This is a genomic window from Thermomonas fusca DSM 15424, assembly GCF_000423885.1.
Classification (GTDB): domain Bacteria; phylum Pseudomonadota; class Gammaproteobacteria; order Xanthomonadales; family Xanthomonadaceae; genus Thermomonas; species Thermomonas fusca.
On sequence record NZ_AUIV01000026.1, the window covers coordinates 44362 to 62133 of the forward strand.

At 67.8% G+C, this 17772-nt stretch carries 15 protein-coding genes; 8 read left to right on the forward strand and 7 right to left on the reverse strand.

The window, feature by feature from the left end; all coding sequences use genetic code 11:
* Positions 1-25 precede the first annotated feature (25 nt).
* The 5 genes from G582_RS0111400 to purB form a co-directional block, all read right to left on the reverse strand.
* Complete coding sequence (locus G582_RS0111400; protein ID WP_028839945.1) at positions 26-2860, reverse strand: 2-oxoglutarate dehydrogenase E1 component; 2835 nt, start codon at positions 2858-2860, stop codon at positions 26-28.
* Positions 2861-3020: 160 nt separating this feature from the next.
* A complete protein-coding gene (locus G582_RS16430) occupies positions 3021-3518 on the reverse strand; it encodes a DUF7931 domain-containing protein (RefSeq protein WP_051247175.1) in 498 nt (165 codons plus the stop codon).
* On the reverse strand, positions 3515-4735 hold the full coding sequence (locus G582_RS16435; protein ID WP_083961184.1) for a cupin domain-containing protein: 1221 nt from the start codon (positions 4733-4735) through the stop codon (positions 3515-3517). Before G582_RS16435 ends, G582_RS16430 begins: the two co-directional genes overlap by 4 nt.
* Positions 4732-5268, reverse strand: coding sequence for a hypothetical protein (locus G582_RS16440; RefSeq protein ID WP_051247179.1), 537 nt, complete (start codon positions 5266-5268; stop codon positions 4732-4734). The genes G582_RS16435 and G582_RS16440 overlap by 4 nt, the downstream gene beginning before the upstream one ends.
* A 28-nt stretch (positions 5269-5296) precedes the next feature.
* A complete protein-coding gene (gene purB, locus G582_RS0111420; protein ID WP_028839946.1) occupies positions 5297-6661 on the reverse strand; it encodes an adenylosuccinate lyase in 1365 nt (454 codons plus the stop codon).
* A gap of 119 nt (positions 6662-6780) precedes the next feature.
* Here purB and G582_RS0111425 point away from each other — a divergent pair, with 119 nt between their 5' ends.
* Entirely contained in the window at positions 6781-8178 is a 1398-nt protein-coding gene (locus G582_RS0111425; RefSeq protein WP_028839947.1) for a class II fumarate hydratase, read from the forward strand.
* A gap of 43 nt (positions 8179-8221) precedes the next feature.
* Here G582_RS0111425 and G582_RS0111430 read toward each other — a convergent pair whose 3' ends face one another.
* The gene (locus tag G582_RS0111430; protein WP_028839948.1) at positions 8222-8878 is read right to left on the reverse strand and encodes an energy transducer TonB; all 657 of its coding nucleotides are present in this window, start codon (positions 8876-8878) and stop codon (positions 8222-8224) included.
* Positions 8879-8967: 89 nt separating this feature from the next.
* On the opposite strand from G582_RS0111430, the gene serS reads away from it, so the two are divergent.
* Positions 8968-10248 carry a serine--tRNA ligase gene (serS, locus tag G582_RS0111435; RefSeq protein WP_028839949.1) on the forward strand — a complete coding sequence of 427 codons (1281 nt, stop codon included), beginning with the start codon at positions 8968-8970 and terminating at the stop codon, positions 10246-10248.
* A gap of 206 nt (positions 10249-10454) precedes the next feature.
* Here serS and G582_RS0111440 read toward each other — a convergent pair whose 3' ends face one another.
* Positions 10455-11039: an FMN-dependent NADH-azoreductase gene (locus G582_RS0111440; RefSeq protein ID WP_028839950.1), complete on the reverse strand. Its 585-nt coding sequence runs from the start codon at positions 11037-11039 to the stop codon at positions 10455-10457.
* Between the two features lie 114 nt (positions 11040-11153).
* On the opposite strand from G582_RS0111440, the gene G582_RS0111445 reads away from it, so the two are divergent.
* From G582_RS0111445 to G582_RS16450, 6 genes are all read left to right on the forward strand, one after another.
* Positions 11154-12137 carry a LysR family transcriptional regulator gene (locus tag G582_RS0111445; RefSeq protein ID WP_028839951.1) on the forward strand — a complete coding sequence of 328 codons (984 nt, stop codon included), beginning with the start codon at positions 11154-11156 and terminating at the stop codon, positions 12135-12137.
* 201 nt (positions 12138-12338) lie between these two features.
* On the forward strand, positions 12339-13580 hold the full coding sequence (locus G582_RS0111450; protein ID WP_028839952.1) for a tyrosine-type recombinase/integrase: 1242 nt from the start codon (positions 12339-12341) through the stop codon (positions 13578-13580).
* Positions 13581-13697: 117 nt separating this feature from the next.
* Positions 13698-14282 carry a hypothetical protein gene (locus G582_RS0111455; protein ID WP_028839953.1) on the forward strand — a complete coding sequence of 195 codons (585 nt, stop codon included), beginning with the start codon at positions 13698-13700 and terminating at the stop codon, positions 14280-14282.
* Positions 14283-14396: 114 nt separating this feature from the next.
* Positions 14397-14585, forward strand: coding sequence for a hypothetical protein (locus G582_RS18015; protein WP_156880475.1), 189 nt, complete (start codon positions 14397-14399; stop codon positions 14583-14585).
* Positions 14582-15121 (forward strand): hypothetical protein, encoded by a 540-nt coding sequence (locus G582_RS17275; RefSeq protein ID WP_156880477.1) that lies wholly within the window; start codon positions 14582-14584, stop codon positions 15119-15121. The genes G582_RS18015 and G582_RS17275 overlap by 4 nt, the downstream gene beginning before the upstream one ends.
* Positions 15118-16617, forward strand: a complete 1500-nt coding sequence (locus G582_RS16450) for a YfjI family protein (RefSeq protein WP_156880479.1) — start codon at positions 15118-15120, stop codon at positions 16615-16617. Before G582_RS17275 ends, G582_RS16450 begins: the two co-directional genes overlap by 4 nt.
* Positions 16618-17772 lie beyond the last annotated feature (1155 nt).

Genomic DNA, 17772 nt, shown 5'->3' on the forward strand with positions numbered 1-17772 from the left:
CGTCCTGTCGGAATTCGGAGGGGGATTAGTCGGCGTCGCTGTCGTTGCCGACCGGGTTCACCAGTGCGTCGGCAAGCAGCTTGTTGAGTTCGGCCACGTGCTCGGCCATGTGGCCGGCGGCGGGCGAGGGCGAGCGCAGGCGGCCGGCGTAGCCAAGCACCTGCTTGGGCTGCAGGCAGGCGCGCAGATGGTGCTGGATCTGGTACCACGCACCCTGGTTCTGCGGCTCTTCCTGGCACCAGACCACGTCGGTGGCGGAGCCGAAGCGCTTCAGTTCGGCCACCAGCTCCGGGCGCGGGAACGGGTACAGCTGTTCCACGCGGACCAGCGCCACGTCCTTGATCTCCTTCTTGTGGGCTTCTTCCAGCAGGTCGTAATAGACCTTGCCGGCGCAGACCACCACCCGCTTGACCTTCTTCGCGGTGGCGGTGGTGTCCGGGATCAGGCGCTGGAACTCGCCGCTGGCCAGTTCGTCCAGGCTCGATACCGCCAGCTTGTGGCGCAGCAGCGACTTCGGCGTCATCACCACCAGCGGCTTGCGGGTGCTCTGGCGCATCTGCCGGCGGATCATGTGGAAATCCTGCGCCGGCGTGGTGGGCGTGCAGACCACCATGTTGTCCAGCGCGCACAGCTGCAGGAAGCGCTCCAGGCGCGCCGAGCTGTGCTCGGGGCCCTGGCCTTCGTAGCCGTGCGGCAGGTACAGCGCAAGGCCGCACAGTCGGTCCCATTTTGCTTCGCCCGCGGCCAGGAACTGGTCGATGACGACCTGCGCGCCGTTGGCGAAGTCGCCGAACTGCGCTTCCCAGATGTCCAGGGTCATCGGATCGGCGGTGGCATAGCCGTATTCGAACGCCATCACCGCCTCCTCGCTGAGCAGCGAGTCGATGATGGTGACGTCTTCCGGGTTTTGCACCAGTTCGCGCAGCGGCAGGTGGTAGTGGTCGGTGTTCTGGTCGTGCAGGATCGCGTGGCGATGGAAGAAGGTGCCGCGACCGCAGTCCTGGCCGACCAGGCGCAGGCGGTAGCCATCGGCCAGCAGGGTGGCGTAGGCCAGGTTCTCGGCGAAGCCCCAGTCGGCCGGCTGTTCGCCGGCGGCCATCTTGCGCCGGTCGTCGTAGATCTTGGCCACGCGCGGATGCAGCTTGACCGCGTCCGGGATGGTGTTGATCTGCGCGGCCAGCTTGTCCAGCGCCTTGCGCGGCACCTTGGTGTCGACCGGGTCGGACAGCTTGCCGGCCAGGTACGGCGACCAGTCCACGGTCAGCGCGTCGGGCTGCGCCTTCACGATCTCGGTGGTGACTTCGCCGGCGTCGAGGCGGTCGCGGCAGGCATCGACCAGCGCCTGCGCTTCGGCGGCGGCCACGGTGCCTTCCGCCGCCAGCTTCTCCGCGTACAGCTCGCGCGTGGTCTTCATCGCGCGGATCTTCTTGTACATCACCGGCTGGGTGGCGGCCGGCTCGTCGGCTTCGTTGTGGCCGTGGCGGCGGTAGCAGACCAGGTCGATGACCACGTCCTTGCCGAACGCCTGGCGGAAGTCGAACGCCATCTCGGCCACGAACGCCACCGCTTCCGGGTCGTCGCCGTTCACGTGCAGGATCGGCGCGCCGACCATCTTGGCCACGTCGGTGCAATAGAACGTCGAACGCGCATCTTCGGCGGCGCTGGTGGTGAAGCCAACCTGGTTGTTGACCACCACGTGCAGGGTGCCGCCCACGCGGAAGCCGCGGGCCTGCGACATCTGCAGCAGCTCCATCACCACGCCCTGGCCGGCGAACGCGGCGTCGCCGTGGATCAGCACCGGCATCACCTGCTTGCGCTCGCCATCGCCGCGGCGGTGCTGGCGCGAACGCACGCTGCCAACCACCACCGGATCGACGATCTCCAGGTGCGAGGGATTGAACGCCAGCGCCAGGTGGACCGGGCCGCCGGGGGTGGCGACGTCGGCGCTGTAGCCCATGTGGTATTTCACGTCGCCGGTGTGGGTGTGGTCGCCTTGGCGGCTGTGTTCGAACTTGCCTTCGAACTCGTCGAACAGCTTGCGCGGCGGCTTGCCGAGGGTGTTGACCAGCACGTTCAGGCGGCCGCGATGGGCCATGCCCAGCACCACGTCCTTGACCCCGGCCTGGCCGGCGCGGCGGATCGCCACGTCCAGCAGCGGGATCAGCGAATCGCCGCCTTCCAGCGAGAAGCGCTTCTGGCCGACGTACTTGGTGTGCAGGTAGCGTTCCAGGCCTTCGGCAGCGGTCAGCCGCTCTAGGATGCGCTGCTTGTCTTCCTTGCTGCGGCCGTAGTTGCCGGCCGCCGTTTCCAGCCGCTCGTACAGCCAGCGGCGCTGGTCGGCGTCGGTGATGTGCATGAATTCGGCGCCGATGCTGCCGGCATAGGTGGCGCGCAGGCGCGCGTACAGGTCGCGCAGCTTCATCCGCGCCTGGCCGCCGACGCCGCCGGTGCTGAATTCGGTGTCGAGGTCGCTGCCGGACAGCTTGTGGAAGGCGAGGTCGAGGTCCGGCGGATTGATCGGCGGGGTCAGGCCCAGCGGGTCGGTGTGCGCCCCGAGGTGGCCGCGCGAACGGTAGGCGGTGATCAGGCGGCCGACGTGGCGCTCGCGCTCGTCACCGCTGCCGCTGCTGGCGGCGACCACGCCGCGCGCGGCCTGGCGGCCGGCCTCGGCGATCTGGTCGATGACCGCGGAGTGCGGGATGTCGCCGGCTTCGCGGCCCTTCAGGCCATCGAAGTACTGCTTCCATTTGGGATCGACGCTGTCGGGCGCGACCAGGTACTGCTCGTAGAGGTCTTCGATGAACGCGCCGTTGGCGCCGAGCTGGGAGGTTTGAGCGAACTGCTTGAGGAGACTGTCCACGGTGTGGCTAGCAACCTATCGGTGGGGTGGGGGGTGTGCCCGCCGGTACTGGCGTCAGACCGGGGCGGAACAAATTCTGAATGCGCGCAAGCAAAGAGCCGGAATTATAGCCGCAGGGGGGTCGCCGGCGCATGCGACCAAAGTCAAGAACGCGGCGATTTCATATTCCGAGGGCGCGATATTCAGTTACCGGACGGGAACGCTCCCAGATTTCATCGAAGCGCTGCTGCAGCTGGCGCACCCGCCCGCGTGAATCGAACGCGGCAACGCCCTCGACACGGTCGCCCTGGGTGCGGACGTAATACCCGCCGGCGTCATTGGCGACCAGCGCCACCCGCTCCTCGCGGTAGACCGGATCGTCCACTTCGCGAAACTGGAACACGCTGGGCAGGCGCTGGGCCAGCGTCAGCAGCTTGGCGTGGGCGGCCTGCGGGGCGGCGGCGTCGTGCAGCAGCACCTGCACCTGCACATCGCGCGCGGAGGTGGCGAAGCCGCGCAGCGCGGCGAGGAAGTCGGGGTGGTCGAACAACCAGCCTTCGAGATCCAGGCTGCGGATCCACAGGCCGCGGCGCGCGTCCGCGGCGATGCGGGTGGCGGCTTCGACGGCCGCCGGGTGGTCGGTGATGCGGATCGGTTCGCTGCCGGGGTCGCCGTTCATGCTTCGTCCTCCTGTTCCAGCCGGTAGTGGCCGGCGGCCAGCAGGGCCGCGACCGCAGCCCGTCCCGCCTCGCCCAGCGCAGCGTACAGCCTGGCGTCGATGCTGTCCGCGGCGGCCAGCCGGCGGGCGTCGTCGATGGCCAATGGATAGGGCGCGCCGCCCGCATACAGCCGTGCCGGAGCCGCGGCGTCGCTTTGGCGGGCGCGGCGCCAGGCCATGCGCGACCAGGGATGGCGCCACAACAGGGCACCATCGGCCAACGCCTGTTCCATCGCGGGGCGCGGCAGGGGATAGTCGTCGGCAGCCGGCAGCACGGCGCTGCGGTAGGTGGTGATGAAACTGCCGAACCAGTCGCCAAAGCGGTCCGGATCATCCATCCGCAGCTGCTGCAGGGCGGCTTCCACCCGCTGGATGGCGGCCTCGTCGATTTCGCCCGCATCGCCAGGCAGCGCGAGGTCGGGATCGGCATAGCGCAGCTCGTCCGGGGCGTCGGCGGCGAGGGTGTCGGCATAGTCGCCCAGCAGCTCCGCGGCGGCGGGCGCGCGCATGCCCACCGAGAAGGTCAGGCAGGGATTTTCCGCCACGCCGTGGTGCGGCACGCCCGGCGGCAGGTAGAGCATGTCACCGGGGTTCAGTACCCAATCGTGGGTCGGGTGGAATTCGCGCAGCAGCCGGATGTCCACGTCATTGCGGAAATCCAGCGGCGGCGCGGGCGAGGTATCGATCTGCCAGCGCCGCTGGCCATGGGCCTGCAGCAGGAACACGTCGTACTGGTCCACGTGCGCGCCCACCGAACCGCCGGTGGCAGCGAAGCTGACCATCACGTCGTCGATCCGCCAGCGCGGCAGGAAACCGAAATGGGCCAGCAGCGCGCGGATGTCGGCGTCCCACTTGTCCACGTCCTGCACCAGCAGCGTCCAATCGTGGTCGGGCAGGGCAGGGAAATCGTCTTCGGCAAACGGGCCGTGGCGCACCTTCCAGCCGTCGCTGGCCTGGTCGTGCTCGATCAGCCGCGCCAGCACGCCGTCTTCGCAGGCCAGCCCGGCCAGGTCCTCGGGTTCGATCGGGGAGACGAAGCCGGGGAATGCGTTGCGCACCAACAGCGGCCGCTTCTGCCAATAGTCGCGCAGGAACTCCGCCGGCGGCATGCCCAGCGGCGACGGGCCGCGGGCGGCGTCGATCTCCAGCGCAGGCTGCGCGCTTCCGGACATGCTCAGATCACCTTGTTGCCGGTGCCGCTGTCTTCCACCTGCGGCTGGTTGTTGGTGTTGACGTAGTTGCGTTGGCCGCGGAACACCACCTTGCCGTAGTGCTGCCCCAGCAGGCCGTTGTCGTCGCCCTCGACCACCGCTTCGGCGACCTCGGTCATGTTGAGGGTATTGCTGGAGCCGGTCACCGCCAGCGCATCCACCTTCATGTTGAGAATGGTGACGTGCCTGCCTTGCACGCGGATGGCGCGCGCCTTGTCGACGTTGAGCGAGCCGTTGGAGCCCGCGATCACGATCTCGCCGCAGTCGCCCTCCAGCACCAGCTGGAAATCGTCACGGGTGATGCGCACGTTCTGGCCGCCGCACTGGGCGCCGCTGGCGGGATCGGTGAGGCTGCCCGCACCTTGCGTGGAGGCGGCGGCCGGCGCGGCGGGTGCGGGAATCGCTGGCGGCGCGGGCTGCTGCGCGGCGGGTGTTTGCGGCGTGCAGGCCAACGCGCCGAGCGGGAGGAAGAGGGTCAGCAGGCGTGCGTAGGGGGGCATGGCAGCTCCTGGTGGGGTGGGGTGAAGCTCAGCTTTCCCGTGCCAGGCGTTCGGCCAGGCCGGTGTAGCTGCCCGGGGTCATCTGCAGCAATCGCGCCTTGTCGGCTGCGGGCAGATCCAGGCCGGTGATGAATTCGCGCATCGATGCCGCGTTGATGCCATGGCCGCGGGTCAGCGCCTTGAGCTGCTCATAGGGATTGGGCAGGCCGTGGCGGCGCATCACCGTCTGCACGGCTTCGGCCAGCACTTCCCAGCTGGCGTCGAGATCGGCGGCCAGCCGCTCCGGGTTGACGCTGAGCTTGTTCAGGCCGCGCTGCAGGGCGTCGAAGCCGATCAGCATGTGGCCGAAGGCGGTGCCCAGTGCGCGCAACACGGTGGAGTCGGTGAGGTCGCGCTGCCAGCGGCTGATCGGCAGCTTGATCGCGAAGTGTTCGAACAGCGCGCTGGCGATGCCGAAGTTGCCTTCGGCGTTCTCGAAGTCGATCGGGTTGACCTTGTGCGGCATGGTGCTGCTGCCTACTTCGCCGGCCTTCACCGCCTGCTTGAAGTAGCCCTGCGAGATGTAGCCCCAGATATCGCGGCACAGGTCGATGGCGATGGTGTCGATGCGCTTGCAGACGTCGCTCAGTTCGGCCACGCCGTCGTGCGGCTCGATCTGGGTGGTATAGGGCTGCCAGTCGAGGTCCAGCGACTCGACGAAGCGGCGCGAGAACGCCGGCCAGTCCACGTCCGGGTAGGCCGCCACGTGGGCGTTGTAGTTGCCCACCGCGCCGTTGATCTTGCCCGGCATCGGCAGCCCGGCCAGCACTTCGCCCTGGCGCTGCAGGCGTGCCACCACGTTGGCCAGCTCCTTGCCGACGGTGGTGGGGGAAGCGGTCTGGCCGTGGGTGCGCGCGAGCATCGGCAGCGCGGCGTGCTCGTGCGCCATCGCGCGCAGCTTCCCGATCAGCGCGTCGAGTTTCGGCAACAGAACGTCCTGCCGCGCCTGGCTCAGCATCAGTGCGTAGGACAGGTTGTTGATGTCCTCGCTGGTGCAGGCGAAGTGCACGAATTCCAGCGCCGGCCCCAGCTCGGCGTCGTCCTTCAGCTGCTCCTTGATGAAGTATTCCACCGCCTTGACGTCGTGGTTGGTGGTGGCCTCGATGGCCTTGACCCGCGCCGCATGCTCCACGCTGAAGCCGTCGGCCAGTGCGCGCAGGCGCGCCGCGGCGGCATCGGAAAACGCAGCCAGCTCGGGGATGCCGGGCTCGCGGGCCAGCGCCAGCAGCCATTCCACCTCCACCTTCACCCGCGCGCGGATCAGGCCGTATTCGGAAAAGATCGGGCGCAGGGCATCGACCTTGCCGGCGTAGCGGCCATCGAGCGGGGACAGGGCGGTCAGGGCGTGGGACATGGGCGGCAGCGGCTGGCAACGGGGCGGCCATTGTAGAGCGGAGCCTGCCGCGCTGCCTTGTGGAAGTGCGGCCGGGCGGGGCAAGCTGCCCTCCATCCATCAACAAATGGCAGGGCGACATGGCCGGCAGCAAGCGCAGGGGTTTCCGCAGCGAACACGACAGCATGGGCGAACTGCTGGTGCCGGAGGCGGCGCTGTGGGGCGCACAGACGCAGCGGGCGCTGGCCAACTTCCACATCTCCGGGCGGCCGATGCCGGCGGCGTTCATCCGCGCGCTGGCGCTGGTGAAAGCCTCGGCGGCGCTGGTCAACGGGCACTTGGGGTTGCTGGATGGCAAGCGCGCCGATGCAATAGTTGAAGCCGCCACCGCCGTGGCCGGCGGCGCGCATTCCGAACAGTTCCCGATCGACCGCTACCAGACTGGTTCGGGCACGTCGTCCAACATGAATGCCAACGAGGTGATCGCGCACGTGGCCGGCAAGGCCAGCCGGCTGGCCATCCATCCCAACGATCATGTGAATCTTGGCCAGAGCAGCAACGACACCATTCCCACCGCCCTGCGGGTGATGGCGGTGCGCGAAACCGAAGCCGCGCTGCTGCCGCAGTTGGAGCATCTGCGCAACACCATCGACGCCCAGGCCAAGGCGATCGGCGCGGTGGTGAAGACCGGTCGTACCCACCTGATGGACGCCATGCCGCTGACGTTCGCGCAGGAATTCGGCGCCTGGGAGGCGCAGCTGGCCTCGGCGCAGGCGCGGATCGAGGACAGCCTGAAGCGGGTGGCGCGGCTGCCGATCGGCGGCACCGCCATCGGCACCGGCATCAACGCGCACCCGAAGTTCGGCAAAGCGGTGGCGAAGGCCATGAACGCCGCCACCGGCCTCGGTTTCAGCCAGAATCCCAATACTTTCGAGGGGCTGGCGGCGCAAGATGACCTGGTGGAACTGTCCGGCCAGCTGAGCGTGCTGGCGGTGGCGCTGATGAAGATCGGCAACGACCTGCGCTGGATGAATTCCGGCCCGCTGGCGGGCCTGGGCGAAATCGAATTGCAGGCGCTGCAACCGGGCAGCTCGATCATGCCGGGCAAGGTCAATCCGGTCATTCCCGAGGCGCTGTGCATGGTCTGCGCGCAGGTCATGGGGCTGCATCAGGCCAATACCGTTGCCGGCCAGAGCGGCAATTTCCAGCTCAACGTGATGCTGCCGCTGCTGGCTTGCAATCTGGATGAGGCGATTGGTCTTTTGGCCAGCGCCATGCGTGCGCTGGCCGACGATGCCATCGCCACCCTGAAGATCCGCCGCGACGTGGTGGCGCAGGCGCTGGAGCGCAATCCCATCCTGGTGACGGCGCTCAACCCGGTGATCGGCTATGAAATGGCCGCGAAGATCGCCAAGCGCGCCTACGCGGAAAACCGTCCGGTGCTGGAAGTGGCGCTCGAAGACAGCGGCTTGACCGAAAAGCAGCTGCGCAAGCTGCTGGACCCGGCGGCACTGACCAAGGGCGGGATCAAGGGCTGAGCGCGCGCCACTGGCGCACGGAGCCGCGGAATCGAAGCGATCGCTAGTTGCCGTCGGGATTGAACACGATCGGCACCGACACCTCGGCCGCCACCGGCTTGCCGTTGCGGGTGGCCGGCTGGAAGCGCCAGCGGCGCACCGCCTCCAGCGCGGCGCGGTCGAGATGGCGGTTGCCGCTGCTGTCGGTCAGCTCCTGCCGTTCCACGCTGCCATCGGCCGCCACCGTCACGGTGATCCGCACGGTGCCGCCGGCGCCCATGCGCAGCGCTTCGCGCGGGTAGCGCGGGGCAGGGGTGGACAGCGGCTGTGGCTGGGCGCGGTCGCCGGGCGCCGGGGCGGCCTGCGCCACGGGCGGCGGTGCCGGGCGCACGGGTGCTTCGATGATCCGCGGCTGGTCGCTGGCCGGGACTGCGACCGGGTCGGTGACGCCGTCGCGGCCAACCGTGCGCAGGCCGCTGGCGTTGCCATCGCCGCCGTCGCTGCCGGCCAGATCCGGCGGCAGCGGAACCGGCAGGGCGTCGGACTGGCCGGCGGCCGCCTCGGTGCCGTCGGCCTTGTAGAAGTCGTAGTTGCGGCGTGAATTCAGCCAGACCAGCAGGAACAGCAGCAGGCCGACGCCGAAGGCGATGGCCAGGCGGATCGCCAGCTGGGGCGGCAGCAGCGGCTTGCGCTGCGGGAGCTGCGGGTCGGACGCGGACATGGCCGCATTCTTGCACAGCCGCCGCACCGCGCTTTCATCGCGGGCGCGCTCGGCGATAATGCGCGTTCACCTTGCACCGCGAACCTCCCATGCTCGATCCCGCCCTGCTGCGCTCCAATCCTGCCGACCTTGCCGAACGCCTGCGCACCAGCCGCGGCTTCGAACTCGACGTCGCCCGCATCGAAGCGCTGGAAGCCAGCCGCAAGCAGATCCAGATCCGCACCCAGGAGCTGCAGAACCTGCGCAATACCCGCAGCAAGCAGATCGGCATGCTCAAGGCCAAGGGCGAGGATGTGGCGCCGGTGATGGCGGAAGTGGCTGGCTTCGGCGAAGAGCTGAAGGCTTCCGAAGTGGAGTTGGAGCGTATCCGCGGCGAGATCGAAGCCATCGCCTCCGGCATTCCCAACCTGCCCGACGCCAGCGTGCCGCTGGGCGGCGGCGAGGCCGACAACGTCGAGCAGCACTGCTGGGGCACTCCGCGCAGCTTCGATTTCGCGGTCAAGGATCACGTCGAGCTGGGCGCGCGCCACGGCTGGCTGGACGGCGAGACCGCGGCCAAGCTGTCCGGCTCGCGCTTCACCGTGCTGCGCGGCCAGCTGGCCCGCCTGCACCGCGCGCTGGCGCAGTTCATGCTGGACCTGCACACCGGCGAGCACGGTTACGAGGAAACCAACGTCCCGGTGATCGTCAACGCCGAGTCGATGAGCGGCACCGGGCAATTGCCCAAGTTCGAAGAGGACCTGTTTTCCACCCAGCTGGGTGAACACAAGCGCTACCTGATCCCGACCAGCGAAGTGCCGCTGACCAATATCGTCCGCGACGAGATCCTCGATGCCGATCGACTGCCGCTGCGGATGACCGCGCATTCGATGTGCTTCCGCTCCGAAGCCGGTAGCGGTGGTCGCGACGTGCGCGGGATGATCCGCCAGCACCAGTTCGAAAAGGTCGAACTGGTCAGTATTGCCAGGCCCGAGGAATCCGACGCCGAGCACCTGCGCATGACCCGCTGTGCCGAAACCGTCCTGGAGAGACTGGGCCTGCCGTACCGCAAGGTGCTGCTGTGCACCGGCGACATGGGCTTCGGCGCCACCAAGACGTTCGACCTGGAAGTCTGGCTGCCTTCGCAGGACACCTATCGCGAGATTTCCTCCTGCTCCAACTGCGGCGATTTCCAGGCCCGCCGCATGCAGGCGCGCTGGCGCAACCCGGCCACCGGCAAGCCCGAGCTGGTGCACACGCTCAATGGTTCCGGCGTGGCGGTGGGGCGCGCGCTGATCGCGGTGATGGAGAATTACCAGAACGCCGACGGCAGCATCGACGTGCCCGAAGTGCTGCGCCCGTACATGGGTGGGGCCGAACGGATCGGTTGAGCGCGCCGATATGTGTCGACGAAAACGGGTCCGCGGGGACCCGTTTTCGTGAGAAGCAATTGAAATCGCAGGCGCGTACTGCGGGCCAGGGCGGTGTGCGACTCTCGGCGGCATGGATGCCGCCGAGAAGCCACCATGGATGGATTCACGGCGTGTCGCGCAGCGTCCTGGCCCGCAGTGCGCGCCTGCGAATACCCGCGAAACGCTCAGGCCGCCAGCGCCTGCGCTTCGCCGATGCGGGCGTGCGCCGCGGCGATTGCGTCGCTGCGCATTTCCGGCGAAACGGCCAGGCCTTCGGCGGTGATGAAGCTGACGTCGTTAATGCCGAAGAAACCGAACACCTGGCGCAGGTAGGGCTCGATGAAATTGCGCCCTTCCTCCAGCGGATACAGCCCGCCGTAGGTGCCGGCCACGATGACTTTCTTGCCGCCGGCCAGCCCGACCGGGCCGGCTTCGGTGTAGCGGAAGGTCTGCCCGGCAACCGCCACCCGGTCGATCCACGCCTTGAGCTGGCTGGGGATGCCGAAGTTGTACATCGGCACGCCGATGACCACCACGTCGGCGGCCAGGAACTCGTCCAGCGCGCGCTGGGCGCGGGCGGCCTGCACGGCGTCCGCCTTGGCGAGGCTGGCGCCATCGAGATGGGGCAGGGCGTGGCTGCCGGCCAGGTCGCGGTGGATCACCTCGATGCCGGCCACGTCGCGCTGCCAGCGGGCCACGATGGCGGCGGACAGCTCGCGGCTGGCGGAGTTTTCAGCGAGGATGCTGGAATCAAGATGCAGCAGTTTCATGGTGTGCGATCCCTGTGGGTGCGGCGAGCCGCGATGGGATCAATGTAGATTGTTGCTTTTTTGGGATAAAGTTAGTCAAATGCTACTTTACGTTCCATATTTGGAATTACCCTGATGCAGGATCTCAACGATCTCTACTACTTCGCCGCGGTGGTCGACCACGGCGGATTCGCCGCTGCCGAACGCGCGCTGGGCATCCCCAAGTCGCGCCTGAGTCGGCGCATCAGCGCGCTGGAGGCCGAACTCGGCGTGCGCCTGCTGCAGCGTTCCACCCGCCGTTTCGCGGTCACCGATGTCGGCACCAGCGTGCATCGCCACGCGCAGTCGATGCTGGCCGAAGCGCAGGCCGCGCGCGAGGCGGTGGACCGGCTCAGCGCCGAGCCGCGCGGCAGCGTGCGGGTCAGCGTGCCGGTGTCGATGGCGCAGCAGCAGATGCCCAAGCTGCTGCCGGAGTTCATGGCCCTGCATCCGAAGGTGCGGGTGCTGCTGACCGTCAGCAACCGCCGCATCGACGTCATCAACGAAGGCGTGGACGTGGCCATCCGCGTGCGCAGCAAGCTGGACGAGGACGGCAGCCTGGTCATGCGCAGCTTCGGCCAGATCCAGGAGCTGCTGGTCGCCAGCCCGAAATACCTGGACCGCGCCGGTCGCCCGCGCACGCCGGAGGAACTGGCCGACCACGTTACCCTGAGCGTGAGCGAGGACGAGGCGCGGCAGCGCTGGGAGCTGCACGGCCCCAATGGGGAGGTGCGCCGCATCGAGCTGCAGCCGCGCGTCACCGGCTTCGATTTCCCGATGATGCAGGCGATGGCGGAAGGTGGCGTGGGCATCACGTTGCTGCCGGAAACCATCTGCGCCGAGGCGGTGCGCAGCGGCGCGCTGGAAGTGGTGCTGCCGGACTGGCGACTGCCGCAAGGCATCGCGCACGCGGTGTTCGCCTCGCGTCGCGGCATGCTGCCGGCGGTGCGGGTGTTCATCGATTTCCTCGCCCAGAAATTGCCGAAGATGCTGGAGGAAGCACGGCTGGAATGCAGCGACCCGGAATGCCTGAAGGCGAAGGCGAAAGCGCGTGCGGGTGGGAAGGCCAAGGCGGCGTAGGGGTGGCGGAAGCGGTGTCTGCCTGACTAGCGTTTTTCCGAGTCCGTGCCCGTCCGCGCATCCTGCCTGAAAGCCGCATTGCAGCTAGCTTTCCTGCGAAACCCGTCCACAACCGTCCTTTTCCGTCCGTCCGTGACCGGCGCATTTTGTATGGGCTGAAGTATGGGCTAGAGTATGGGCGGGCACGGGGCGGAGGCTGTCATGGGTAAGCTGGTTGCAAAGCATCTGGGCAAGCTGCCGGAGGGGATGCACAACGATGGCGACGGGCTTTACCTGAATGTCCGCCCGAGCGGTTCGCGTTCGTGGATCTTCCGCTACCGCGACCGCGTGACCGGCAAGCTGCGCGACAAGGGGCTAGGGGCGTTCCCTGCTGTCACGCTGGCCGATGCCCGCGTTGAGGTCGGCAAGGCGCGCGACGGCCTAAGAAATGGCCTAGACCCGATTCAGGCGAAGCGCGACGCGGATCAGGCGAAGCGCGAGGCCGATCTGGCGGCCAAGCTGGAGCGGGCGAAGCAAAAGACGTTTTTGGAGTGCCGGGACGCGTTTATCAGCGCGCACCGTGCGGGCTGGCGCAACGCCAAGCATGCGCAGCAGTGGGGAAACACGCTGGACGCCCACGCGGCCGACCTGCTGCCGCTGCCAGTGCAGGCAATCGACACGGCGCTAGTGCTGGGCGCGCTGGAACCCATTTGGACGACAAAGACGGAAACGGCAACCCGCGTCCGGCAACGCATCGAGGCCGTGCTGGACTGGGCCGCAGCGCGCGGCTATCGCAAGGGCGACAATCCCGCCCGCTGGCGCGGACACTTGGAAAACCTGCTGCCGGAAGCCAACAAGGTGAGGCAGAGGGTGCCGCGCGCTGCATTGCCTTATGCCGACATGGGGACATTCTGGCGCGAGCTTGTCGCCGTCGACACGCTGGCAAGCAAGGCGCTACGGCTGCAAATCTTGGCCGCTGTCCGGCCAAGTGAGGCGACCGCCGTGCATTGGGATGAAATCGACCTGAGGGCGAAGGTCTGGACGATTCCGGGCGCACGGATGAAGGCGGGCAAGGATCACCGCGTACCGCTGTCGGATGAGCTTATGGCGCTGCTGGAGGCCATGCCGCACCGGGATGGCTGGGTGTTTCCGGGTTCGGGCCGCAAGCCGGGGCCGTTGACCATTGCTGCGACGTTGAAGCTGGTCAAGGAACTGCGGCCGGGACTGACCGCGCACGGCTTCCGGTCGACATTCCGCGACTGGGCCGCCGATCAAACGGGCTACCCGCGCGACGTGGCGGAGATGGCGCTGGCGCATGCGATCCAAGACAAGAGCGAAGCCGCCTACCGCCGTTCCGACATGCTGGAGCGGCGCGCGCGCCTTATGCAGGACTGGGCGACCTATTGCGGCACCCTGCCGGCCGAGGCGGCGAACGTGACGCCGATTCGCAAGCGCAAGGCTTGAAACGGCCGGATGCCTGCCGCATGACGTAAGGAACAACCGCACCTAGCCCGACGGGGCGAAAACGCCGGACACCCTGCCGGCGCTGGTGCGGGGCTTATCAGGGCGCGGGGGTGGGCGATGGCGAAGTTTCTGGGCATCGAGTTTGTTAACGGCAACAAACGGCGCGCGGAGATTGCCGAACGAATCGAATCCGACATGGGTCACATCCGGGGAATTGTCGCGAAGTGGCGATGGGAAGTCGGGGAGGAGGAGCGCGCCGCGCATCTGGAGGGAGTTGAGGCGACCGCTGGCGTTATAGAGGAAATGCGCCGCAGGCTAAGTATCCGCAACCGTTTGGGACATCTAAGTCGGGATCAGCTTTTCAAGTGGGAGGAGGAGTTGGCGGAGATGGGCGCGGCCGTCGAATCGATCCTTCAGCCGTTGCGAGACAAGAAGGCGGCTCGCGGGGCCGTTGAGGCAGTCCAGAGCGAACGCGGCAAGGTTCCCGCCGTTGCGCGCTGGGAACGGCTTAACCCAGTGAAGGAATGGGCTTTCCAGCAGCGGCGAGACAATCCGCCGCCAAAGAGCCGCGCGGCCGTTATCAAAAGCATCCTGCCGGAAGTGAGGGAACGCGCGAGAGCCGAAGGCGAGCCGCTGACTGGAGACGATCTAGCCGTAACCCGCACCGTCACGAAATGGTTTAGGGATGCCGATATCAAATAGGGGCGTATGCACGCATACGCACTGCGCCTGCCCGCATTAGGGCTTATTCCGGCGCTAGGCGAGGCACAAAGTCCGTATCGCCCTGCACAAACCCGCAGGGACGGAAACGGAAACATGCGTACTGAGGCAACCCCGACCTATCGGCCGCTGGTCACGGCCTGCGCGGAGCATGGCATTAGCCGATCCGTGGCGTTCGAGCTTGCGCGATCCGGCAAGCTGGAGACGTTCACCATCGGAACCCGGCGCTATGTGGTGCTGGAGTCCCTGCGGACGCTGCCCGAGCGGCTGGAGCGTGCGGCGTGAGCGGCCATAACGGACGAAACCCGGCTGGCGGGCCGGGTTCCGTGAGTGCATTCGATGGGATCGGGGTGCATGTGCAGGATGCCAGCGCGGAGCCGCTACTGCAACGGCTGGAGCATGTGCAACGGCAGGGCAACGGCTACCGCGCGCGCTGTCCGGCCTGTGGTGGGCAGTCCCGCAAGCTGGCGATTGCCGAACGCGACGGGCGCGTGCTGGTGCATTGCTTCGCAGGCTGTCCGGCGGATGACGTGCTGGGAGCTGTCGGGCTTCGCTGGGCCGACCTGCACCCGCCGCGCCACTGGCCGCAGTCGAGGGAGGAGCGGGAGCGGGCGCGGCTGGCGATCCGGGAGGCGGGCATGGCGTCCGCCGTCGAAGTCCTGGCGCTGGAGGGCGCGGTAATCGAGGCCGCAGGCCGGCAGTTGCAGGGCTGGCAATTCCTGAGCGGTGAGGATGATGCACGCCTGACCGCTGCCGTCGAGCGGGTTTCCAGCGCGCGGGCGATCCTGTCCCGCCCGCAGCAGTGGAGGCCGAGCGCATGAATGCCGTCCTTTCACTGGAGGAGCGCGCGAATAAACTAGTGGCGGAAAATGCCGGGTTCGCGCCTGAGCCGCTGAGGCGTCCGCTACCGCCCGCCGAGCCGTACCCGCTGGAGGCGCTGGGGGACGTGCTGGGCGGGGCTGCAAAGGCGATCCACGCCGTTGTGCAGTCGCCGGCTGGCCTGTGCGGGCAATCCATCCTGTCGGCCGCAAGTCTGGCCGCGCAACCGCACGCCGATGTGGTCATCGATGGCCGGCGCGAGCCGTTGAGCCTGTGGCATGTGACCGTGGGCGATTCCGGCGAACGCAAGAGCGGCGCGGACAGATGGGCATTGCAGGCGCATCGGGACGTTGAGCGATCCGACGCCGACGCATACCGGCAGGCGATGGCATCGCATGAGGTGGCGCTGTCCGCCCACAAGGCCGCCGCGCGCGCTGCGGAGAAAGGCAAGGATGCCGAAGCGATCCGGGCAAGCCTGCACAAGCTGGGGCCGCCGCCCGAGTCGCCGCTGTCGCCGCTGCTGCTGGTGCCCGAGGCAACGCTGGAGGGGCTGCACAAGCTGTACCAGTCCGGCCGGCCGAGCTTGGGGCTATTCAATGATGATGCCGGCGATTTTCTGGACGGCCACGCCATGAGCCGGGATAACCGCACGAAATCAGCGGCCGGTTTCTCAAAGCTTTGGGATAGCGGGGAGTTTGCCCGCATCCGCGCCGGGGACGGGGCCGCGAAGTTTTACGGCCGCAGGCTGGCGATGCACGTCATGGTGCAGCCCGTCATTGCCGAGCGGGTGCTGTCGGATGACGTGCTGACGGGGCAAGGCTTCCTGCCGCGTTGCCTTGTCGCATGGCCCGCGTCGACGGTGGGGACGCGGAGCTATTGCGACGCCGACCTGAGCCGCGATCCGGCATTGGCCCGCTACTGGTCACGGATGCGCGACCTGCTGACTGCACCCATGCCGCTGCGGGAGGGCTCTAGGAACGAACTGGAGCCGCGCGCGCTGCCACTGGCACCGGACGCTAAGGCGCTATGGGTGGGCGTCCATAACGCGATTGAGGCCGACATGGCCGGCGAGTTTGCCAGCGTCCGCGCGTGGGCATCGAAAGCCGCTTCACAGGTGGCACGCATCGCAGGGGTGCTAACGCTGGTGGAGGAACCCGACGCGACCGCGATCCGAGCGGAGACGGTCGGACGGGCCGCGCTGCTGGCGATGTATCACCTGCGGGAAGCTGCCCGCATCGCTGGTACTGCATCCGTGCCGGCGAAGGTGAAGCATGCCGAGGCGCTGCTGTCATGGTGCCGGGAGACGGGGCGGACGCTACTGCATAGCCGGGACGCGCTGCGGAATGGCCCGAACTGCATCCGCACGAATGAGGCATTCACCGCCGCAGTGGAGGCGCTGGAGGTTGCAGGCTGGGCGACGTTTGCCGAGGGCGGCGCAGTGCTGGAGGGCAGGCGGTGCGCCCGTGTTTGGCGGGTGCTGGTCGGGGAGCCGGATTAATGGGCGCGCTGTCCGAACTGCTGCAAAACGGCGCGGGAGTGGTTGCGACTCTTGCGACTCCTGCGACACAACCGTCCGCAGGCGTCCGAGTGTCGCAAGTGTCGCAAGTGTCGCAAGGGTGCGAGCCTGAAATCCGCGCACACCTGCTGCACCTGGCCGAGTCCGAAGGGGTGGACGCTGCCCACGTTCACCGATTGCACGCCGATGACGTGACCGCCTGTGCGGGGCAACCCGACAAGACGCTGAGGGCATACCTGCGCGGGCTGGTGCTGGGCGCTGGCATGGATGCCGGCCACGTGCCGCCGGGGTGGACTACGGCGGCGCATTGCGAGGGGTGCGGCCCTGTCTGGTTGTGGCCGGATGCAGCGCGCGTCCGGGCTTGCCCGTGGTGTTTCAGGCGCAAGGCCGGGAAGGCGATCCCGCGCCCGCAGGTTCAATGCCGGGACTGTCGACACTTCCTGCCTAACGCCATGAACCCGGCGGCCGGCGGTGGCGCCTGTGCCGCAGGACGTGCGGGGCACTGGCCGATGCAGCGGCACCGATGCGATGCCATGCGGCCCTGAGCGAAAGGAGGATGGGCCGGCACGTCCGGCCCTTGTCCATTGCAAAGAACAACCCGAAGCAATGGGCGTTTCGCCGTGAGGCTGGGGTTTTTTGACACGGTAAAAGGGCTGGCCTGCGGGCTGGCCCTTTTCCTTTGCACAAAGTGTGCTGGTTTGCGCCTGCGGAGTTTTTGGACGCCCTAAAAAGGCCCGCCGCCCCTAAAGTAGGGCCGAATAGATGATGCCGGCAGGGCCGCTATCCCTGCGACCCGCGTGCACGTGGATGACCTTGCGGCGTTGCACGTTGCCAGCCCGGACAGGTTGCACCTGAGAACAGGGCGAAACAGTCGGCGGATGCCGTGCGCTGGGGTAGGCATTCCCTGACACTGAGCGTGCCGCGCGAGGGCCGGCGGATTGAAAAAGAATCAAGGCAATCAAAGTGCCGGCGACCGTTTGCCGAACGCGGCCTTGTGCGATTCGTCCATGCGCGCGCTGGAGCTGGCAAGGCGGCTGGGGCTGCTAGCCGGAGACAAGACGGGGACGCGCGCGCGCGAGGGGGGCGGCTCTGAAGTCTGGCCGATCCATTGGCCACCGCGCCCGTCACTTGCTTCCG